This is a genomic window from Leuconostoc sp. XM4, assembly GCF_055698815.1.
Genome location: NZ_CP134508.1, coordinates 15,662 through 37,372, shown reverse-complemented (window position 1 = coordinate 37,372; position 21,711 = coordinate 15,662). Strand labels below are relative to the sequence as shown.

The 21,711-nt window shown below is 35.0% G+C and carries 26 protein-coding genes and 1 pseudogene; 20 read left to right on the top strand and 7 right to left on the bottom strand.

Translation table 11 applies throughout. From position 1 onward, the window contains the following. Positions 1-1,139 precede the first annotated feature (1,139 nt). Positions 1,140-1,343 (bottom strand): hypothetical protein, encoded by a 204-nt coding sequence (locus RHP64_RS10550; protein WP_010277777.1) that lies wholly within the window; start codon positions 1,341-1,343, stop codon positions 1,140-1,142. Positions 1,344-1,829: 486 nt separating this feature from the next. Here RHP64_RS10550 and RHP64_RS10545 point away from each other — a divergent pair, with 486 nt between their 5' ends. Together RHP64_RS10545 and RHP64_RS10540 are read left to right on the top strand one after the other, a co-directional pair. Next, complete coding sequence (locus RHP64_RS10545; RefSeq protein WP_010277783.1) at positions 1,830-2,402, top strand: uracil-DNA glycosylase family protein; 573 nt, start codon at positions 1,830-1,832, stop codon at positions 2,400-2,402. Between the two features lie 31 nt (positions 2,403-2,433). Beyond that, positions 2,434-2,967: a 5-formyltetrahydrofolate cyclo-ligase gene (locus RHP64_RS10540; RefSeq protein ID WP_010277786.1), complete on the top strand. Its 534-nt coding sequence runs from the start codon at positions 2,434-2,436 to the stop codon at positions 2,965-2,967. Positions 2,968-3,168: 201 nt separating this feature from the next. On the opposite strand, the gene RHP64_RS10535 is transcribed toward RHP64_RS10540, so the two are convergent. The 4 genes from RHP64_RS10535 to RHP64_RS10520 all read right to left on the bottom strand — a co-directional run bounded on the left by RHP64_RS10535 (position 3,169) and on the right by RHP64_RS10520 (position 5,046). Next, the gene (locus tag RHP64_RS10535; protein ID WP_010277789.1) at positions 3,169-3,606 is read right to left on the bottom strand and encodes an IS3 family transposase; all 438 of its coding nucleotides are present in this window, start codon (positions 3,604-3,606) and stop codon (positions 3,169-3,171) included. Between the two features lie 41 nt (positions 3,607-3,647). Next, on the bottom strand, positions 3,648-4,001 hold the full coding sequence (locus tag RHP64_RS10530; protein ID WP_128684604.1) for a hypothetical protein: 354 nt from the start codon (positions 3,999-4,001) through the stop codon (positions 3,648-3,650). Between the two features lie 18 nt (positions 4,002-4,019). After that, a complete protein-coding gene (locus RHP64_RS10525) occupies positions 4,020-4,274 on the bottom strand; it encodes a transposase (protein WP_010277795.1) in 255 nt (84 codons plus the stop codon). Positions 4,275-4,482: 208 nt separating this feature from the next. Then, positions 4,483-5,046, bottom strand: a complete 564-nt coding sequence (locus RHP64_RS10520; protein WP_010277799.1) for a recombinase family protein — start codon at positions 5,044-5,046, stop codon at positions 4,483-4,485. A 1,129-nt stretch (positions 5,047-6,175) separates the two neighbouring features. Here RHP64_RS10520 and RHP64_RS10515 point away from each other — a divergent pair. From RHP64_RS10515 to RHP64_RS10500, 4 genes are all read left to right on the top strand, one after another. Continuing rightward, complete coding sequence (locus tag RHP64_RS10515; RefSeq protein ID WP_010277807.1) at positions 6,176-6,577, top strand: fluoride efflux transporter FluC; 402 nt, start codon at positions 6,176-6,178, stop codon at positions 6,575-6,577. Beyond that, positions 6,574-6,921, top strand: coding sequence for a FluC/FEX family fluoride channel (locus tag RHP64_RS10510; protein ID WP_013102144.1), 348 nt, complete (start codon positions 6,574-6,576; stop codon positions 6,919-6,921). The genes RHP64_RS10515 and RHP64_RS10510 overlap by 4 nt, the downstream gene beginning before the upstream one ends. Before the next feature lie 174 nt (positions 6,922-7,095). Beyond that, the gene (locus RHP64_RS10505) at positions 7,096-8,628 is read left to right on the top strand and encodes a ClC family H(+)/Cl(-) exchange transporter (RefSeq protein WP_105299923.1); all 1,533 of its coding nucleotides are present in this window, start codon (positions 7,096-7,098) and stop codon (positions 8,626-8,628) included. 566 nt (positions 8,629-9,194) lie between these two features. Next, complete coding sequence (locus RHP64_RS10500) at positions 9,195-10,157, top strand: cation:proton antiporter (protein WP_010277818.1); 963 nt, start codon at positions 9,195-9,197, stop codon at positions 10,155-10,157. A gap of 80 nt (positions 10,158-10,237) precedes the next feature. Here the strand turns inward: RHP64_RS10500 and RHP64_RS10495 are convergent, their stop codons facing one another. Next, positions 10,238-10,426: a VIT1/CCC1 transporter family protein gene (locus RHP64_RS10495; RefSeq protein ID WP_232684057.1), complete on the bottom strand. Its 189-nt coding sequence runs from the start codon at positions 10,424-10,426 to the stop codon at positions 10,238-10,240. Positions 10,427-10,516: 90 nt separating this feature from the next. On the opposite strand from RHP64_RS10495, the gene RHP64_RS10490 reads away from it, so the two are divergent. From RHP64_RS10490 to RHP64_RS10425, 14 genes and pseudogenes are all read left to right on the top strand, one after another. After that, positions 10,517-10,759: a transposase gene (locus RHP64_RS10490; protein WP_011666812.1), complete on the top strand. Its 243-nt coding sequence runs from the start codon at positions 10,517-10,519 to the stop codon at positions 10,757-10,759. A 45-nt stretch (positions 10,760-10,804) separates the two neighbouring features. Beyond that, positions 10,805-11,428 (top strand): DDE-type integrase/transposase/recombinase, encoded by a 624-nt coding sequence (locus RHP64_RS10485; protein WP_160212135.1) that lies wholly within the window; start codon positions 10,805-10,807, stop codon positions 11,426-11,428. 44 nt (positions 11,429-11,472) lie between these two features. Then, positions 11,473-11,607 (top strand): IS3 family transposase, encoded by a 135-nt coding sequence (locus RHP64_RS10480; protein ID WP_223824565.1) that lies wholly within the window; start codon positions 11,473-11,475, stop codon positions 11,605-11,607. Between the two features lie 151 nt (positions 11,608-11,758). Then, positions 11,759-12,085 carry a thioredoxin gene (trxA, locus tag RHP64_RS10475; protein ID WP_010276702.1) on the top strand — a complete coding sequence of 109 codons (327 nt, stop codon included), beginning with the start codon at positions 11,759-11,761 and terminating at the stop codon, positions 12,083-12,085. Between the two features lie 10 nt (positions 12,086-12,095). Beyond that, a complete protein-coding gene (locus RHP64_RS10470) occupies positions 12,096-13,739 on the top strand; it encodes an FAD-dependent oxidoreductase (RefSeq protein WP_011666815.1) in 1,644 nt (547 codons plus the stop codon). 20 nt (positions 13,740-13,759) lie between these two features. After that, positions 13,760-14,017 carry a metal-sensitive transcriptional regulator gene (locus RHP64_RS10465; protein ID WP_010276712.1) on the top strand — a complete coding sequence of 86 codons (258 nt, stop codon included), beginning with the start codon at positions 13,760-13,762 and terminating at the stop codon, positions 14,015-14,017. A 296-nt stretch (positions 14,018-14,313) separates the two neighbouring features. Further along, entirely contained in the window at positions 14,314-14,493 is a 180-nt protein-coding gene (locus RHP64_RS10460) for a transposase (protein ID WP_223825257.1), read from the top strand. Further along, positions 14,493-15,320 (top strand): annotated as a pseudogene (locus tag RHP64_RS10455) (IS3 family transposase); the annotation flags it as partial. The gene RHP64_RS10460 and the pseudogene RHP64_RS10455, both read left to right, overlap by 1 nt. Before the next feature lie 318 nt (positions 15,321-15,638). Next, positions 15,639-17,489 carry a heavy metal translocating P-type ATPase gene (locus tag RHP64_RS10450; RefSeq protein ID WP_010276737.1) on the top strand — a complete coding sequence of 617 codons (1,851 nt, stop codon included), beginning with the start codon at positions 15,639-15,641 and terminating at the stop codon, positions 17,487-17,489. 63 nt (positions 17,490-17,552) lie between these two features. After that, the gene (locus tag RHP64_RS10445) at positions 17,553-17,789 is read left to right on the top strand and encodes a heavy-metal-associated domain-containing protein (RefSeq protein WP_010276741.1); all 237 of its coding nucleotides are present in this window, start codon (positions 17,553-17,555) and stop codon (positions 17,787-17,789) included. A 1-nt stretch (position 17,790) separates the two neighbouring features. Beyond that, positions 17,791-18,342, top strand: coding sequence for a Dps family protein (locus RHP64_RS10440; RefSeq protein WP_010276748.1), 552 nt, complete (start codon positions 17,791-17,793; stop codon positions 18,340-18,342). 16 nt (positions 18,343-18,358) lie between these two features. Beyond that, positions 18,359-19,051 (top strand): Crp/Fnr family transcriptional regulator, encoded by a 693-nt coding sequence (locus tag RHP64_RS10435; protein ID WP_011666808.1) that lies wholly within the window; start codon positions 18,359-18,361, stop codon positions 19,049-19,051. Further along, positions 19,030-19,410, top strand: a complete 381-nt coding sequence (locus RHP64_RS10430) for a transposase (RefSeq protein ID WP_105299921.1) — start codon at positions 19,030-19,032, stop codon at positions 19,408-19,410. Before RHP64_RS10435 ends, RHP64_RS10430 begins: the two co-directional genes overlap by 22 nt. A gap of 386 nt (positions 19,411-19,796) precedes the next feature. After that, entirely contained in the window at positions 19,797-20,282 is a 486-nt protein-coding gene (locus tag RHP64_RS10425; RefSeq protein WP_010276755.1) for a VIT1/CCC1 transporter family protein, read from the top strand. 810 nt (positions 20,283-21,092) lie between these two features. Here RHP64_RS10425 and RHP64_RS10420 read toward each other — a convergent pair. After that, the gene (locus RHP64_RS10420) at positions 21,093-21,680 is read right to left on the bottom strand and encodes a site-specific integrase (protein WP_010276764.1); all 588 of its coding nucleotides are present in this window, start codon (positions 21,678-21,680) and stop codon (positions 21,093-21,095) included. Between the last annotated feature and the right edge of the window lie 31 nt (positions 21,681-21,711).

Sequence of the window (21,711 nt, the reverse complement as noted above, 5' to 3'; positions counted from 1 at the left end):
TCTTAACTCCTTTATAAAATTATAAAATTATAAAATTATGTATTTATAAAAGTATAAAAGTATAAAAGTATATTTTTATAAAAATATATTTTTATACTCAATACATGCTAATAACTGATACGTAAACACTTTTTTTAATTTATAAATTTATACTATCATAAAAATATAAAAGTAGCAAAATATAAAAGTATAAATTTATAATAATATAACTTTATAAATATATACATATCACAATAACTTTATAAAATTATTGACATAGCGGTAGCTATTACGTTATATTATGTGCATAAACATAAATTGAGATAATTAATTTATTACAAAAAGAAAAGCCACCAAGGACGGCAATCCTTGATAGCTACATGATTCTTATATGTACGAGAATGTGTATCTATATTATATAACATAACCTTTGTGTTGTAAATGTGGGTGATTTCAAAAAGAGTGAAGCCAAACACTTTAAGGGGTATGGCATATATGACGTGTAGGGGGTAGTTACCTAGTGTGACTCGGAAGATCCAAATCGCTGTATATGGTATACGAAAAAATAGACAAGTGCCATTTTCCCAGACACTACTGTACAAAAATATGTGGGTGCTACACAAACAATCCATACTGGGCGTGTAGTAGGGTGAGAGCGGCCACAAACGGCTCGGCAGGTAAAACGGTGTCTACGGACACAGGGCTTGTATTTAAGCTGTATAACGCGAAAAAGATAATAAATATAGTGATACAGCGCCAATAAGGGCGTTTTTTTATTGGTTTAATGAATAAAGTAGTTAATTAAAGCAGGCGGGTAAAACCAAGGCTTGTATGGATAAGGTGACGGACGACTGAACGATCGGTCAAGTGTTTGTTAACAGTAAAGTTTTCTTCTTCCCAAAACAAGGGGAAAACTATCTTCAGCTCAAAACTTCCCTCACTCTCAATCAAGCATTTGTAACTTCCTGTGTCAACAACTTCTTTTAGTTTTCTCTATTGATTTAGATTTAAAGACAATAAAAAAAGTCACAATCATAATAATAACCACGGGCGATCTTAACTGTTGTGGTGGCGGTTGGCTGTCGCGCGGTTTCCGTGTTTGGTGGCAGATTTTATTTGATATTTAATTGATAATTTTTATAAATATAGTTGGCAATTGTTTATTGTGAGAAGATAAAAATATTCTTAACTTGTTTTTCTTCTTCAAAGACCTGTTTAGCTGTTTGAAAATAGAATAGGTTAAATAAGCGGATGCACATAGCTTGATTACTAATTCCGAAAGAGTTGCGCAAATAATTAAAAGGTTTTCTATCATCTAGTAATAATTGAGTGGATTTTTTATTTGCTAATAATATGCTAGCCATATTATTAGCCTCTTTTTCAAGGATTCGATCTTTTTCGGTATAATCGTTTTCTGCATTAGAGACGGATACGTTTGCTTATTCTCGTGAAGTAAGAAGTGCTCGTATACTGAAAATCCGGACTGCTTTATTTCTAGGGCATAATCCGAGATAATCAAGTATAGGAGTTTTTTATTATGAAAGCTAAGCGATACTCAACTGAATTTAAATCACCAATTGTTGCCTTGCACAATGAGGGCCATTCTGCTAATTCCCTAGCCAATGAATGTCATTTGGCTGTAAAACCGTCACGGGTTGGGTCAAAAAGGCTCAGATCGTTATGACTGATGTGAGTGGTAAGCCAGTGACTCGTGCCGAATTTAATGCGATGCAGAAAGAAGTTGCACGACTCTTGGTAGACTTTTATAGTTTAGTTGTGAACTAATAAATCAATATAAGTTTGATAAAGTAGCTTATAATAATTATTATACATTGGTTAGGAGGGGGAATATGAGTATTATTGATGATATAGCAGCAGATCAAATGAATATGGAGTTTACTAAAAAAGGATTAAGGCCAATATTTCACGTATCGGAAAAAGCAAAATTAGTCATTATTGGTCAAGCACCGGGATTACGAGTTCAAAACTCGGGTATAATGTGGGATGATGCATCGGGAGATCGATTAAGAGAGTGGATCGGGGTTGGTAAAGATACCTTTTATAATTCAGGAAAAATTGGCGTAATTCCCATGGACTTTTACTATCCAGGAAAAGGAAAATGGGGTGACTTACCGCCCAGACGAGGAGTAGCTAACAAATGGCACCCAAAATTATTGGAGCTTATGCCCGATGTTCAGTTAATTATATTGGTGGGATCATATGCTCAGAAATATTATCTGAATCTTGGTTATCAAAGCAAGATAACCGATGTAATAAAGAACTACAAAAATTACTTGCCTCTTTATTTTCCGATAGTTCATCCTTCACCAAGAAATAATATATGGATTAAAAAAAATCCGTGGTTTGAACAAGAGGTTGTGCCAGAATTAAAAGAGATAATTAGTAAGATTTTATCGGATTAGTTTGAAGATAATTTGGAGGAGATTTGTAGCAGTGCTTAGTAAAAAAGAAATAAGAAAAATGACCTTGGATAAACTAAAATTATATGATTACCATAGCAAGATTACTGAAGAAGAGCGATTACAGGCAATTCTGTTTTCTAAGGCATATTGGAATAACTCTAATTCAGTGGCTGTAACTATAAGTATGGAACACGAATTGAGTACTGATGTCATTATTCAGGAGGCATTGAGAAGCCATAAGAAAGTAGTAGTACCTAGGGTGAGTAGTGGAAAATTATTATGGTTTGACTATATAGAAAGTTTAATGAGTAAATCAAAATTCGGAATTCTAGAACCAACACAAGATGAAAATCAAGCACAAAATTTGAAGGGAATAGATCTAATGGTGGTTCCCGGTGTAGCCTTTAGCGAAGATAATTATCGGATAGGTTACGGTGCAGGTTTCTTTGACGCAACGTTGGCAGAGTATAATGGTATAACGGTTTCGCTAGTGTTGCCTCCTCAATCAATCCATAAATTTTCAAAGGATACGTGGGATAGACCGGTGAGGTATCTTATAAAATAGGATTTATGCTAAATAAACTTATAATGAATATGTTAGTTTTTCATTATGAGTTTATTTTTTTAATTACTTTATGTTAAACAATCTCATTTAGGTAATTATGATTATTCTAAAATTCTGTGTTAGCTCCTCTCAAATAGATATTTCTAGTAGCCCAGTCTATTGCTTAGAAGTCAATAAATTGGACCATTTTTATTCAGTTAATTAGGCGACATTTGAGATACGACTGCGATTATAAAAATTGATATACCAACCAATGGCTGCTTGGACCTCAGTTAATGTTTGGTATGCCTTCAAATAAACTTCTTCACGCTTCAATATTGAATGAAACGCTTCCATACAGTCATTATCGTATGGATGTCCTTTGAGTGAATATGAATGTTTCAAGCCATAATTTTGACCCTTGGTATTAAATTCAGCACTCGTGTATTGTGACCCCATATCCGAATGAACTATTAGTGGCTTTTGATGATTATCTAACGCCATCTGTAAGGCACTTGTAGCTAGTTCGGCTGTCCTTGTATTGCCAATTTTATAGCCTAATACTTTTCTCTTCTCAGGATCCAAAACGGTTGCTAAATAGGCCCATCTGTGATTAGTCAACTGAATATAAGTGATATCTGTTTGCCAAATACCGCTCAAATCATGCTAGTGCCTAATCAGATTAGTTTTTTGAGAAACCGTCACAACGGTTTTGTGTTTGCGATAACGTTTTGCATGCTTGATCTAATCCTTAATTCACGCATCAATTTGAGTGTCATATACTCAGATATTTTCGGGCAGTCATTGGTTAGTTGACTATAAGTAGCAATACGACGATAGCCATAAAATTTAAAGGTTTTCCAAACGTCCAAAATATAAGGTTTTAGGCATTCTCTACGCTTTTCTTGTCGACTGAACTGCCAATGGTGCCAGTTGTAATAGGTACTAGGTCTGATTTTAAGTGGACTTAAAATACGCACAAGCGCGTAGCCTTGTGCTAAAAATTGATTAACTAGCGGCAATCCCACATTACGAACTATTTTTTGACTAGTCAAATATCCGCTCGCTGCCTGTCAGGCTATGCGTGATAAAATTTCGTTTTCTTCCTCCAAAATAGTGAGGCGCTTCTCTAGTTCCTTGACGTATTTTAAAGTCTTTGACTGACCCTTGATCAAGATTGGAGTAGCTTGTTTAACCCAAATATCCATAGAATCGTTCGACGGTCCGAATCCTTCTGCTAGTGATTTAAGTGAACGGCCTTCTTGGTGAAGTTTAACCAAGAAATCTTTGACATCTTGTGAATAACGGACTGAATAAAAATAGTCCATTTTTTAGTATATTAGCATCGGATTATGCCCTAGAAATAAAGCAGTCCTGATTTTCAGTATACGAGCATTGTAAATCTAGGTAAAATTGGTTGATTATAATAAAGTGTGAGTCTGGTATAAGCGTTTGTCCATGTTACTGAACTGATATCATATATGCATATCAATTGGAAGACGTATATTTTTGTCATCTGCCATTAATTTAATATAACTAATCTTGAATAAACAATTTTTTAATGTATTGTACTGTTCTAACAGAAATATTGAAAGCTTCTGCTGTAGATTTTATTGTGTGCGTTTGAGAATACTCAAAGATAGCTGTGTTTCGGCTATCTTTTTTTCTTTTGGGTCTACCTTCTTTATAGTTGGGATTGTGTTGCCTTGCAAATATCTTACCAGCCTGCGTACGTTCGATAATCATGTCGCGTTCCATTTCCGCAACCGAAAGTAATGTTCTTACAATCATGCGACCCATTGGGGTATTGTCAATTGTTCCTAAGTTTAGAACTTTAATCACAATTTTTTGTTTCAGAAGATCATCAATTAAATTTAATGCTTCACGTGTATTTCGAGCAAAGCGATCTAACTTGGTGACGATCAATGTGTCATTAGGTTCAATTAGATTGACAAGTTTTTTAAACTGTGGTCGTGATGTAGTTGTACCTGAATATTTTTCACTGAAAATCATTTCAGCCCCGGCATTTTTCAAAGTCTCTTTTTGTTCATATAAAGATTGTCCAGCTGTTGAAACCCGTGCATAACCATAAACTGTCATTTTATACCTCTTTAAAATTGCATAACTAAGTTGCAGTATATAAAGCCAAGTATAGCATGACTTTGAAAAAGCGCAAAATACTTAAAAGTTTATTGCACTAATAACTGTAAAGCTGTCATATTTTTTTGTGAAGATTAGGTTATGATATAATTTTATTTGCAAGCAAGTTAAGGAGTGGTGGAATCTGATAGTTGGGGGTGATGCTTATTGTTGAAACTCAAGGCTACCTGAAAGGATAACACCAAATGGTCTGTTAGACCGCGGTAATTGTGTTGATCACATTTCTGGTTGTTTTAGCTACGAAAGTAGTCGAACTACTAAAAGAAATTAAAAAGTCTAAAAAATAGGTAAACAAAAACCCCTTAACTTTGGCCGGTTCTAGGGGTTTTCGTGAAATGACTATTTTAGTTTATTAACAAAATAACAACTACCAACGCTGAAGCACGCTTGTGACTTAAAAGGTCATGTACCTAACATGGGTCTTTTTGTTTATATTTATACTATACCACTTTCACTGTTTTTGCCAATTATTTCTATTTCATAGATCATTTTGCTTGTTTTTATTTAGCATTTTTAAACTAATTTTCAGGTGTGTTGTTTAATAATCCATTAATACTAAATGGGGTTAGTAATGAAATGGTCGTACTAAGCGATACTTCATCGGGTGTATGGCGTTCTTGATATATTAAGTATACGAAATTCGGAATCTTATTTGATATTGTTGACTCAACGTATATACGTTGCTTAAGGGCGGTATTGTCATCAGAAAGCGTTATATTTGCAATTTTTGGTGCTAAGTTATTTTCAATGTTATCTATTTTGTAGCCATTTTCCGCAAGAATCATTTTTAAAAAAAAACGAATTCCTTACTTGCAATGCAGTCTTTGTTTGATAGGTTTGAATAACATTTTGTGTTTTCAAATTGTACTGAACTGATCATAATTATCTCTTTTCTATTTTCATGTAGTATCCCAATTTAGGTTGGTATAACGTGCATTTTAGATACATGATGATATCAGTAAATTATTTTCCACATCTGTAATTTTTACTTTTGAAGAGACACTATAAAATATAAATATTTGATTTTTATACTTTTTAAAGTGTTAACAAGTATTGTTTAGGAGAAAACATGAAATATTTAAAAGATAGTACCCTGCTGACTAGTTGTCTTGTAGTATTTTTTGGTGGGTCATTAGGTAGCTTGTTCAGGCTACTAATTACCGAAATTCCACATATTGGGAGTAGTCCTTGGGTTATAGTAGTCATCAATGTTTTAGGATCATTCTTCCTTGCTTATATCGGAGCAGTCATTCCTGACAGCTATGACTATTCTTTAATTTTAAAAAATTTTATAGGGACGGGTATCATGGGTGGCTTTACAACATTCAGCACATTTATACTTCAAATTAATCAATTAGGTAGAGAAAATTTTTTAATTAGTATTATTTATACATTAATTAGTTTTATACTGGCTTACATTGCAGTTGTTTTTGGGAAAAATGTAGGAAAAAATCGGAGATTAAATCAGTGAATTTTTTTAACTTTTATTTGTATTTCTGTTTAGCTGCTGGGCTAGGTGCTGTTATTCGATATCTAGTTATAAGTTTTATGCCAAGGATTACAAATTTTTTCACAGGTGTTTTTTATGTTAATATTATTGGTGCTTTTTTGATGGGTGTATTATCAGTTAATATGAACAGCAACGTCTGGCATATTATTATTGGAACGGGTTTTATTGGCGGCTTGACGACATTCAGCACCATGATGACACAGGGAGAGCAGTTTAATAGTTTTAAACGGAGTATGGTATATTTTGCATTGACATTAGTCTTAGGAATTTTTTTATTTATTGTAGCTATACACATACACGTTTAACGAAATACTTTGAATGTGAAACACGCAGTTTTAAATGTCTTTGATGTTTTGTTAATACATACACAAAACGAATTCGCTTGATTCTGTTTTAATCAAAGAATGAGAATATATAAAGAAAATCGTTAAATTTTCCTGTATTTGGAATCAACCCCCTTTTTGTTGTAAACTGATTTTATGTTTAAAAAAAGAATTAGACTCAATACATCAAAGCTGTCAGTAGTATTATATGGCACACTTATAGGTTTTTTAACAGGAATAGTTGTTAGTGTCTTCCGCTGGACAATTGAAAAATTGCTTCAATTTGTGCAAACGCTGTATCTCGATATTTCACATGGCAATATAGCGTTAATATTTTTAGTGATAACTGCTAATTTAATTTGTTTTTTAATTGTTTCATGGATGTTAAACAAAGAACCTAATATATCCGGTTCCGGCATTCCACAGGTTGAAGGTCTATTATTGGGTGAACTAAAAATAAACTGGTGGTCGACATTGTGGCGGAAATTTATATCAGGAATTTTGGCTATTGGTAGTGGTTTAATGCTGGGGCGGGAAGGTCCTTCAATTCAACTGGGTGCATCAATTGGTCAGGGTGTGGCATCATATAAACGTCTTAGTCATAATCAATCGAAAGGGCTTATAGCCAGTGGTGCCGCTGCAGGTTTATCATCTGCATTTAATGCACCTTTAGCCGGCGTTATGTTTGTATTGGAGGAAGTCTATCACAGTATTTCTCCCTTTGTCTGGGTTGGTGCATTGACAGGCGCAAGCGTTTCGGATTTTGTCTCTACGGTTTTGTTTGGCCAAACACCAGTTTTATCTATTGGACACTTAAGCGTTTTCCCGGTACAGTTATATGGTTTATTGTTGGTATTTGGTATTATATTAGGCTTATTTGGCTTTTTATATCAAAAATTTTTACTATTCAGCTTAAATTGTTACAGTAAAATTAGGGTTCCTAAATATTTATACGGTATCGTGCCGTTTATCTTGGTGATACCGATTGGAATTTTATGGCCAAATCTTTTAGGTGGGGGAAATAATTTAATTTTATCACTGAAAGAAGCACCTATGACAATGAAAATGATCATCGTAATTTTGTTAATTCGATTTGTTTTCTCAATGATTAGTTACGGTTCCGGTCTGCCAGGGGGAATATTTTTACCTATTTTGACTCTAGGTGCACTAAGTGGCGCATTGATGGCTCATATATTTGTCTATTTACATCTCATGAGTGCAAATTATGCTTTAAACTTTATTGTGATCGGTATGGCAGGTTATTTCGCATGTATTGGTAAGGCACCATTTACTGCAATTATTCTTATCTTTGAGATGGTTGGGAGTGTGACCCACATTTTACCTTTAGCACTTGTAAGTTTAGTAGCCTACTTAGTAGTTGATCTATTAAATGGTGCACCAATATATGAATCTTTATTAGAACGTTTGTTGAAAAGAAAACCAGCGCATTTAGCGACGTCCTCCATGATAACTATGGAAGTCACTGTTCTTGCTGGTGGTATGCTAGAAGATCAACAAATAAGAGACTTACAACTGGAATCAAATAGTTTGATTACACTGGTCAGAAGATCTGAAAATGTACTGATTCCCAAAGGAGACTTAGTATTACGTGCTGGTGATATTATTTATATTAGAATGAACCAAAAAGATGCAAAAATTACTAGAAATCAACTATCACTTAACAACTAAATAAATTTCAAAAACACGATTTTAGAGTTTTTGCGTCGAAAAGATAAATTCGTTATCAATTAAATTACAATTACAGAAATAATTACCAGGAGATTCTTTTTTACAAATAATTGGAACCAGCTTTAGTTTCAAATTCAATTGAGATAACATCACTTTATCGTAATTTAGAGTGTTTTGATTGAGTGAGCACATCGTAATAGTGAAATTATATTCAACATAATTGTATCAAAATAAAAATTTGCCTAAGAAGAGATGGAGTATGATGATATAAAAATTAGTTTTGTACTAACCATCAGCTTTTTTTGGTGTAAGTTCTTTGTTTAAACAATTTCTATATATTCCTTTTTTGCTAATAAAAAATCATATTTTTTTAATTAGAGACAGAAAATGTCTTTTTAAAAATTATATCGTAGGATCAGGACAATAATATATAGCGAAATTTGATTTGAATAATAAAACTATGGTATATTTAACTTAATTTAATTTAAACGGTTGGGCGCAAGCTTCAAGAATTGTTAGTCGGGGAACTAGCATTTTTTGGAGCTTTTTAAATATTAGGAGAAATAATGGAATATCTATTAATCATGTTCTTAGTCATAGTTACTATTTTTCTGGGAAAGGTAGGCACCTGGTTTGGTTTTTCTGAAGTTGTTGGGCAACTATTTTCAGGTATCATTTTAGGATCCAGCATATTTAATATAGTACAGTCAAGTAATTTAATCCACTTGATAGCTGAGATAGGTATTTTTTTACTGATGTTAAATTCGGGACTAGAGTCGGATTTAAAGGAAATGAAAAGATACATTAAAGCATCGTCACTCATTGCAGTTATGGGGGTACTACTACCCTTAATTACTTTCCCGATTGCATTTTTATTGCTTGGATATAATATACAGACTTCCATATTTGCCGGTGTTGTGTTCTCTGCAACTTCAATCTCTATAACGTTAGCTGTACTATCGGAACAAAAAAAATTAGCCACTGCAATAGGAGCAATCATACTTTCGGCGGCTGTAATAGATGACATAATTGCTTTGTTTGCGGTGACTTTATTTTCTGTTTTAGTAGGTGGAGGTGCACTGGGGATAAACAGTATTTTACCATTACTCGCTTTTGCGTTAGGTATACTACTCAGGAAGTATAATTTTTCTGATAAAATTGGTGTTATCAGTACGAAAATGGGTAATTCTTTCTTTTACCCTGTATTTTTCGGGTCCATCGGTCTTGAAATCGTAATCCAGGGACTGGGAGATAAGATAACAGCTATTATAATTTTTAGTATTTTAGCTATTGTCACAAAATTTGTTGGCTCGTTATGGGGAGCAAAAATTTCTGGTCTAGATACCAGAGTTTCAAGTGCAATTGGGGCAGGCATGATTTCTAGAGGTGAGATGGCCCTTGTGATTATTCAAATAGGTATATCATCACATATTATTGATGATTATACTTCAGCGGAGTTTATTGTTGCTGTCATCGTTTCAACAATAGTAGCTCCGATAATCATGAAACCACTGTTCAAAAAGATTTGATATTACAATTATAAAAGTTGCTATATTAGCAGATGGCTGATTGGTTTCTGTCAGGTTATGCGTTATAAAATTTCATTTTGCTACTTAAATAGGGTTCCAAGCCAATAAGTGAAGGCCATTGTGAGCACTCCTGTGAATATGTTGCGCAAAATAGCTGGAATTATTGGTGCTCGTCCCGCCCAAGCGCTTAGCCAACCAGTTAAAAAAAGTGCCCAAAGCGTTGCCAAAATTGTTCCTATAACTTTCAGATTGTCGGGTAGTAATATCACGGATAGTAATGGCCAGATACCACTGCTCTTATACTAAAAAAATGGACTATTTTTATTCAGTCCGTAAAATGAAAGTATAGGAGTATTTTTATGTCAATTCGTTATTCACAAGATTTCAAAGATTCATTGGTTAAACTTCACCAAGAAGGCCGTTCACTTAAATCATTAGCAGAAGAATTTGGTCCGTCGAAAGATTCTATTGCTATTTGGCTTAAACAAGCTACCCCAATCATGATCAAGGGTCAGTCAAAGACTTTAAAAGACGTCAAGCAACTAGAGAAGCGCCTCGCTATTTTGGAGGAAGAAAACGAAATTTTATCACACATAGCCTGACAGGCATTGAGCGGCCATCTTACTAGCCAAAAAATAGTCCGTAATGTGGTATTGCCGCTCGTTAACCAATTTTTAGCACAAGGCTACGCGCTTGTGCGTATTTTAAGTGCACTTAAAATCAAACCTAGTACCTATTACAACTGGCGCCATTGGCAGCCCAGTCGACAAGAAAAGCGTAGAGAATCTCTAAAACCTTATATTTTAGACGTTTGGAAAACCTTTAAATTTTATGGTTATCGCCGTATTGCTGCTTATAGTCAACAAACCGACGGTCCGAAAGTATCTGGGTATATGACACTCAAATTGATGCGTGAATTAGGGATTAAATCCCGCATGCAAAAACGTTATCGCAAGCCAAAAACTGTGGTGACTGTTGATCAAAAGCCCAATTTGATTAGACACTTGCATGATTTGAGCGGTGTTTGGCAAACAGATATCACTTATATTCAGTTGACTAATCACAGATGGGTCTATTTAGCGACCGTTTTGGATCCTGAGAAGAGAAAAGTATTGGGCTATAAAATTGGCGATACAATGACAGCCGAGCTAGCCACAAGTGCCTTACAGATGGCTTTAGATAAGCATCGAAAGCCATTAATTATTCATTCAGATATGGGGTCACATACACGAGTGCTGAATTTAATATTAAATGTCAAAATTATGGCTTGAAACATTCATATTCACTCAAAGGACATCCATACGATAATGGCCGTATGGAAGCATTTCATTCAATATTGAAACGTGAAGAGGTGTATTTGAAGGCATACGAAACATTAACGCAAGTCCAAGCAGCCATTGGTTGGTATATCAATTTTTATAATCGCAATCGTATCTCAAATGTTGCCTAAGTAACTGAATAAAAATAGTCCAATTTATTGACTTCTGAGCATGTTGATGAGATTGCTAAAAACTAAGAAAGAAGGTAATATATACCCTAGGGGGTATATATTACCTTCTTTCTTAATCATAGAAACCTAGAATATTTGGAGGAAAGCAGAAATGAGTGCAACAATCAAAGAAATTACTGATAGTACATTTGAAAATGAAACACAAGAAGGGGTTACTTTGACCGATTTTCGTGCTGATTGGTGCCCGCCATGCAAGATGATGGACCCTATACTACAACACTTATCAGAAGAAAATCAATTAGGCGGTAAAATAAAGTTTACCTCAGTAAATATCGATGAAAATAAACAGGTTGCCAGCCAACTAGGCATTCAAGGTATCCCCACGTTAATTATTAAGAAAAATGGTCAAGTCATTGATAAAATTGTTGGATTTCATCCTAAAGATGAAATCGAAAATACTTTAAAAAAGTATATCTAAGAGGTATAACATGAGGATTATTATAGTGGGGGGGGTAGCAGCCGGTATGTCAGCTGCTACTAGACTGCGAAGGCTATCTGAAAAAGATGAAATTATAGTCTTCGAAAAAGGCCCTTTCGTTTCTTTTGCAAATTGTGGGTTACCTTACCACATTAGCAAAACGATTAAACATCGCTCCCAATTAATTGTGCAAACCGCTGATGATTTAAGAAGTAGGTTTAATATAGATGTACGTGTTAACAGTGAAGTGACCCATATTGATAGAGATAATAAGATGATATCTGTCAATCATGATGACCAACAAGAGAAGCTATATTATGATAAATTAATATTATCTTTAGGATCTAGTCCTGTAATACCTAAGATTGAGGGGCTTCATACTCAATCAAACATTTTTCAATTACGTAATATCCCTGATTTAGATAACATTATGAGCCATTTAGATGAGAGTATTAAAACGGTTGCGGTACTTGGTGCTGGATTTATTGGTATAGAAGTTACTGAAAATTTGATTAAGAGAGGTTTTTCAGTCAATCTTATTGAACGTTCTAACCAAATATTGCCAAATCTTGATATTGAGATGGCACAGTCGATTACGAATGAGCTCATAAAAAATGACGTTCGTATCAATACGGGAACTACTATAAATAAGGTGAGCAGAGACATTCTTTATTTAGATAATGGTATGTCAATACAAGCTGATGCTGTTATTATTGCTGCAGGAATTCGACCAAATTCTGATATAGCCATAGCTGCAGGCCTAAAAGTTGGGCCCAATAAAGGCATTGTTGTGGATCATGATTTTAAAACAAGTGACTCTAACATTTATGCAATTGGTGACGTTATCAGTGTTATTCATCAAATTACTGAACAGGAAACACTAATTCCATTAGCGGGACCAGCAAACAGACATGGGCGACAAGTTGCTGATGCTATTCACGGTTTATCTATTAAAAATAAACCTGAGATTGGCACATCAATCGTTAAGGTTTTTTCTAAATCAGCTGCAAGTACAGGTATTAATGAAAAACAAGCAAAGCAACTTGGTTTAAATTATCATGTGACTCATACTTTTTCTTATCATCACGCAAGCTATTATCCTGGCGCAACACAAGTTATGATGAAACTTATTTTTACAAATACTGGTGATATTATAGGTGCCCAAGCTGTTGGAAATGAAGGGGTAGATAAGCGTATTGATCTTCTTGCAACGGCAATCAAATTTAGGCTGAAAGTAGATGATTTACCTGAACTGGAATTAACGTATGCTCCTCCTTTCGGAGCAGCTAAAGATCCCGTTCATATTTCCGGTTATGTGGCTGAAAATATTATTAATAGTCGATCTCATAATATTCAATATAATGAATTAGAGAATTACAGGCGTGATGGTTACTTATTAATTGATGTACGATCTTCTCAGGAAATTAGAGCTATGGGATTAATTAATGGTTTCATAAATATTCCGTTAGAAAAAATACGAGACCGTATTAATCAAATACCAAAAGATACTGGTATCATTGTATCGTGTGCTACAGGTCAACGAAGTTATACAGCTGAACGAATATTTATTAATAATGGATTCAGAAATGTCAAAAATCTTGATGGTGCGTTTTCACTGTATCAGTTGATGTATCCACAAAACATTGTAAAATAATTGACTTATGAGGTTCAGGTATGAATACAATAGCATATCAGTATGAAAATATACAAAATAGGTTAAAGAGATCAGCAGGCCAAATAAATGGAATTGTCAATATGATTGATGAAGAGCGTCCTTGTGAAGAGGTCGTCATACAGTTATCTGCTGTCAGAGCAAGTCTTGATAAGGCAATAAAGTTAGTTATTGCTGAAAATATTAGAAATTGTTCAGAAGCAGAAACAGGATCTGAGCAATATCAAAAGGCACTTGAACTGTTAGTTAGAGTTAAATAGATAGGAACATTAAAATTTAATATGAAAATTTAACAAATTAGAAATGCCACCGTAAAAATAGAGTATAGTGATCAAACCTTCTTAGTGGATCCCATGCTTTCTAAAAAAGAAACACTGGCTGCTCGTATACTGAAAATCCGGACCGCTTTATTTCTAGGGCATAATCCGAGATAATCAAGTATAGGAGTTTTTTTATATTATGAAAGCTAAGCGATACTCAACAGAATTTAAATCATCTATTGTTGCCTTGCATAACGAGGGCCGTTCTGCTAATTCTCTAGCCAATGAATACCCATTTGGCTATGCAAACCGTCACTAGTTGGGTTAAAAAAGCCCAAATCATTGGGACTGATGTTAATGGACAGCCAGTGACTCGCGCCCAATTTAATGCAATGCAGAAAGAAGTCGCAAGACTCAAAGAAGAAAACGAAATTTTAAAAATTGCGGCCGTTTTGCTGGGCGAACATCGCAAGTAACACGTAAGACCCATTTTCCTATTGTCCAATCATTGCTAAAACAGCATTTTAAACTCATGATGGTGCTTCGCCTACTCAAAATACCCAAAAGCACCTACTTTGATTGGGTTCACTATACTGAGAGCCAACGACAACGAGAAGACACGATCTTAAAAGCTTTGTTGCGTGAAATTTGGCAAAATAACTATAAAGCTTATGGCGCGCCACGTCTGCGATTAGCATTAGCTGATCTGAATTTGCATCATGGAACCAACCGAGTTCGTCGTTTAATGCGAGAAGCTGGCATATACTCTGTCATGAGTCGTCGATTTAACAAACCAACGACAACTGTTGATTATCGTCAACGTCCCAACTTAATCAGGCATTTACCCGAAGCCAACGCTTGGAGCATGGACATCACTTATTTAAAGTTGAGTAATGGTCAGTGGGTCTATTTAGCGTCAGTTTTAGAGTTACAAACGCGTAAGATATTAGCCCATCAAATCAGTGCCACGATGGATACCAAATTGGTAGTTACAACACTACAAAGATCGCTGTCAACTGATAAAAAACCAAATTATTTACATACTGATATGGGCAGTCAGTTCACTAGTTTTGGCTTTGAAAATTTGTTAAAGCGACATAAAATTGATCATTCGTATTCAAAAGTAGGACATCCATATGATAATGCCAAAATTGAAAGTTTTCACTCCCTATTAAAGCGTGAAATGATTTATCAATTCCGGTTTCCATCGATTGCACATCTAATTTTAGATGTGTCCAAGTATATTCATTGGTTCAACAACGAAAGAATCAGTCTTGCCAATCAAAAAATAAAAGTTGCCTAATCAGTTCAGCCCTAGATAAAAAATATTCCGAATTATTGACTTATGAGCATTAGCTATAACTACAACTATAACTGTAGTTATAGCTAATGAGTTTAACCAAAATCAATTTGATTCAACATAGTCTCACGGCTGGCTTGATCTAAACCAAGGTAAGCCAGTGTCATGGCCGCACTAGAATGATTCAATAAGTGCATGACTAAGCCAATATTATAATATTTTTACTTATTTAGAACTATTTCATAAACTTGATGGACGTCAAGTTTATATCTCCCAAAAGTTAATACACTTTAGTTGAACTAAAATTAAGGGAGAAATCATATGCAACATAATATTCTTAAACATAAAAATAAAATTATGAGTATCAGTGGCTTACTCATTGCTTTAGGACTAATCGCACACTTTATTTTTGCCAATACAACAATTTCTAATAGTGCTTTTATTATAGCTTCGATATTAGGCGTTACCCCCATTTCTTTACAGGCTTATCAGGCTATGAAAGTAAAAGTAGTAAGTATTGATATTTTAGTAACGATAGCGGTCATTGGTGCTCTCTTTATTCAAAATTATGAAGAATCAGCAATTGTTACTTTTTTATTTTTATTTGGATCATATTTAGAACAACGAACACTTAACCGAACACGATCAGCTATTAAAGAGTTGACGGAAATGGCTCCAGAAACTGCTTTTAAGCAATTGACAGGGGGACAATTTGCAGAAGTAGATATTGATGAAGTAGAAGAAGGGGATATTCTCCTAGTAAAGACTGGTGCCAAGATTCCCGTAGATGGTCAAGTAACTACTGGAAAAGGATATGTAAATGAGGCTAATATCACAGGTGAATCTTTACCTTTAAAGAAAGAAAAAGACGATGAAGTATTTGCCGGTACTATTATGGACAATGGTACTATTCAAATAGTGGCTGATAGAGTAGGGGAAGATTCTACATTTGGAAAAATTATTGAGTTGGTAGAAGAAGCACAGGATTCTAAATCAGAAGCAGAACGATTCATTGACCAGTTTTCTCGCTGGTATACACCTGCAGTACTTACAATTGGGCTGTTGGTTTGGGTATTAACCAAAGATACAGAACTTGCGATTACTGTATTAGTACTTGGGTGCCCAGGGGCCTTGGTAATTGGTGTACCTGTTTCAAATGTTGCGGGTATAGGAAATGGTGCAAAAAATGGTATTTTATTTAAGGGTTCTGAAGTGATTAGTCATTTTGCCAATGCAGATACAGTGTTATTCGATAAAACAGGTACCTTAACTGAAGGAAAGCCTGAAGTGAGCGAGATGATTCACTACGGGAATAATCAGGAGGAGGATTTATCGCTATTGTTTTCAGTTGAAAATGAGTCTGATCATCCATTAGCCGTTGCTATTGCAAATAAATTAGCACAATATAAATTAAAACCTATAGAAAATACACAGGTTGTAAAAGGTGGGGGCGTAATTGCTCACGTAGATGGGCACATTGTTTCAGTAGGGAATAAAGCCTTAATGAAACAAGAAAGTATACCGCTATCTGATGATGTTCTAAAAAAATTGAATAAATTAGAAAGAACCGGTAATTCAATTGTATTAACGGCAGTTGATCATAAGTTAATCATGTTAATGGGTATCCGCGACAAAGTTCGACCAGGTGTTAAGCAGGACTTACAAAAATTAAAATCACTTGGTATTAAAAATCTCATTGTATTATCAGGTGATAATCAAGGTACAGTTAATTCAGTTAAAAAGGAACTAGGTTTAACCGAAGCCCATGGTGATATGCTACCAGAGGACAAGCAAGCATTTCTAAAAAGACGACAGGACTCAGGTGAAATAGTTGTTTTTATCGGTGACGGCGTTAATGACAGTCCCTCTCTGGCTACTGCAGAGGTAGGTATAGCTATGGGGAATGGAACAGATGTCGCAATTGAAAGTTCAGATATTGTTTTAATGAATTCTAACTTTAACCGCCTTCCTCATGCCTTAGGCCTAGCAAAAGGAACATATGCGAATATGCGACAAAATATTCTAATTGCTGTTGGAGTCGTAATAATACTATTGGTTAGTTTAATATTTAGTGAATGGATGTCTATGTCAATTGGGATGTTGGTTCATGAGGCCAGTATTTTAGTAGTTATTTTAAATGCAATGAGATTAAGAGGTTATCAATTAAGATAATTGATCTATATCAAGTATTTTAAAAAGAATGGCCTATATAATTTACTTAAAGGAGTGATAGATATGACTAAAGCAACATTAAAATTAGAAACATTAACTTGTCCATCATGTTTACAAAAAATCGAACATGGTTTAAAACAGACTGCTGGTGTAAAAAAAGATTCTGTAAAAGTACTTTTCAATGCGAGTAAGGTAAAAGTGGATTTTGATGAAAATCAGGTCAATTTGAATACAATTGAAAAAGCAATTGAAGACTTAGGATACCCAGTAATTAGTTCAAAAGTAAAGGAAGGTGCATAAAATGACAACGATAAATGAAAGGCAAGAAAAATTAGCTGCCGAACAAGCATATAAAGAACACATTCATCATACTAAGATTAATTCTGCAGCTGTTACAGATCATATACTTGCTAATATTCATACATTACATGTAAAATTACATCAATATCATTGGTATGTAAAAGGCAAAAATTTCTATGCATTGCATAATGTTTTTGAAAATTTATATAACGAGAATGAGGCATGGTTTGATAAAATTGCAGAACGTTTACTAGCTTCAGGATTTAAGCCAGCATCAACAACTACTGAATTTCAAGAATTTACAACGATTTCTGAAGATTCTTCGGAAAAATATTACACTGCTGATGAGATGGTCCTACAGATAGTAGAAGATTTTAGATCTAATCGTGAATTTACTATTCGTGCAATTCGCTTAGCACAAGAAGAAGGAAATGATGCTTTGGAAGATTCACTAATTAGTTATAAAGCTTATTTAGACGTAAATATTTGGCAACTTCAAGCATTTATTAATAAGGATGCCTTAGAAGACGATGACTATATAGATAACGATTAATTAGGAGGAAAACGGTATGGCAAACCATAATCATCATAGTCATGTAGATTGTATACGTTTAGTGCCGATTTTCAATCATCTCAATGATGAACAAATGCGTCTAATTGCTCAATCAGCGAATGAAGTACAATACGTAAAGAATGAGCTATTATTTAGGTTTGGTGATAAAGATGACACATTATATATCATAAACAATGGACGTGTACGTATTTATAGCCTAAGTGAGTCTGGTCGTGAGCAAACTATACGCATCCTACATCCTGGTGATTTTATGGGGGAAGTTGCTATTTTACAGACTGAAAGTTATCATTCGAATTATGCTGAAGCAATATCGGAAACAAGTATTTGTAGGATTCATAAAAAGAATTTAGATCAATATTTAGATCTCTATCCAGAAATCATGCGACGAATATTATCGGATATTACAAAACGGCTACAGTTATCAGAAAAACAAACTGTGCAAGTCAGTACTGAACCTGTTGAAGCTCGAATTATTGATTTTCTATCAGAAAATGTTGAAGATGAAAAAAACCATACTTATGTGACTTTACCCATGTCAAAAAAAGATTTGGCTACTTACCTGGGGACAACTCCAGAAACAATAAGCCGTAAGTTCTCATCATTGGAAGAGAGAGGTCTAATTAAACGGCATACCCAAAAATGTGTTGAGATATTTGATTTAGATGAATTATTATTTGTATCAAGTTAAGTCGATTTATACTTAAAAATAAGGATATCGTTTTAAATGATGAACATGGCGGTACACAGTTCATCGTCACTAACCTAAGTCTTCCACAAAAAGACATCGTCCGTGTTTACCGCAAGCGTGCGGCGATTGAAGATATTATTCGCGAGCTTAAAGGTGGATTTGCCTTTGGCAAAACTGATAGCAGTTCATTTTTCGCCAACAAAGCGCGCATGTGGATCTCAGTAATTGTATCAAACTTGATGCGGTTGATGAAGAGTATTGCGTTGGACGACCAGCAACAATCGTGGACAATCAATACCTTTCGAGACCGTTTGTTAAAAATCGGTGGACGTGTGTCACTAAGCACGCCCGCAAGGTGATTTTGACGTTAGATAGCCGCACCCAAGAACAATTCGATGGTCTGTTCTGGCGAGCTTGGGAACGACTAAATGCTTTGTAGCAATAAAACAACGAAGTAGATTTTCAAAAAAATAGCAAAATCTGGCTGGTTTTAGTGTTCCTATTTTTCTCAAAAAACGCTCAATCGAAAAAAAACCCTGAAACTGTGCCAAGGTACTGGCAGTTTCAAGGTGTTTTATCGTATTTTACTGATTTAGCTGTGGTTAAAAATTTAGTGCATGAATAATCCGGGTTTTATTTGTTTCGTTTTTGAAACATTTTTAATCCGATGTGAAATTACCGATAATTGGTCACTTTTTTCTTATATATTGGTTTTATCACCACTGAGAGAAACTGGAGAAAATAAATGAAAAAACACGTTTCAGCCATCGTCTACGGTGGCTTAGATGGCATTATCACGACGTTCGCAGTCGTTGCTGGATCGGTCGGTGGTAACGTTTCAAACATCGTTATCATCATTTTGGGATTCTCAAACTTATTAGCCGATGGCTTTTCAATGGGGGCCGGTGCCTACCTGTCAGCAACATCGGATAACAATCAATCAAAAAGTAAAGCATTGGCAGCTGGTATCGCGACATTCATTTCGTTTAACGTCTTCGGTTTAATTCCACTAGGTGCCTACTTAATTACAAATGCGCTCATTCACGACAAAGACATCGCCTTTCCAATCGCCTTTGTCATCGTCGGTGTCTCTTTGGCGTTGCTAGGCTGGGTGAAGGCCAACCTGTCAGAGCAGAAAGTAAGAACAGAAATTCTACGCACACTTTCTGTCGGGTACGTCGCTGCAATTGTTGCTTATGGCGTTGGTATCTTACTGAATTATTATTTGTAGACAAAAAAACACCTTGAATATTCAAGACGTTTTTCTTTTTAGATATTTAGTTATATGGTAATCAGTTATAGATTATTTAAGTCAAACAATCCTCGATGCTTAGCTTCTTCTTTAGCTGCGTTCATTAAATCAGCAGAGTATAGCGCATCAGGGTGCTTGCCTGTCGATTCGTTAGAAATAATCCGGGTAAAATTTTAAATCATATTTTTAGAACACCTTTAATTGAGTCGACCTGTAATAGCTAACCATGTATACAAAGAAACGATATGTTATATTACGTCATCGAAAATGGTGTCCTTAGGGAGTTACTTTTAGTGGTTACCAACACGCCTGCTGACAAAAAACACTTTTTTGTAAAGAAAACCCCAAACAGGTGAGTAAATCTGTTCGGGGATATCTAGAAAGACGCTCTATGGTCGAGAAAAGTGAGATGGTGTAGAACTTAATACCCGGATTATTCATCAAGACAAACAAAAACCCGCTGAAACAGCAAGTTAATACCGTTTCAGCGGGTTTTGCGCTTTCACCCGTTGGGTGAAAACCATAGGAGCTCTTTGTTATGATATTTTGTTAGTGAAAAACAAACCAAATACTCAAAAATTGGAGCGTCTAAAATTATGACTCAAAAAGTATTACCTAGCAACCCTTTAGTTGCAGTTTCAGACAATGGGGCACCAATTACCTCGGATGGTGGCAACGTGTAATGATGTTGTCTAATTGTGCCTTAGTAATCCTAGTCATTAAAAATACCTCCATAGTGGCGTCAAAATGAACAAATACGTACTAATTTAGGGAGATTAGTTGGCGTTATTACCCAAAATCAATTTGATCTAACATTGTTTCGCGACTTGCTTGATCCAGGCCAAGATAAGTAAGCGTCATAGCCTCACTTGAATGATTCAGTAAGTGCATGACTAAACCAATATTGTAGTTTGACTGTGTATAGACGCGGTAAGCGCCTGTTTTACGCATGGTGTGTGTGCCTAGATAGTTGATACCTAATAGATCACCAACACGTGACATGACCTTATAAAACTGCTTCTCAGTGATATGCCGGTCTGGATGGGCCGTTGAAGGAAATAACCAGTCCGAATTGATATTCTGTTGGACTAGCCAATCATGATATTGCAACAAGTCTTGTTGCACGGGCTTTAAATATAGTGTATTTGCTTTACCGGTCTTTTTATCATGAATAAAGGCCGTGTGTTTAACAGAGCCATCTGGATTATAGACATCGGATTTCTTTAACGTCATCACATCACTCACCCGCAGCAGGGTGGCTTTGCCAACTTGAAAGATGGTGTAGTTACGGCGACCTGCCCGAAAACTATCTAGTAAGGTGTCTTGCACCATTTTTAAGACGTTAGAGTCTTTGATTGGGAGTACGATTTGTTGCATATCTATTTAACCTCAATAATAGAACAGTCCT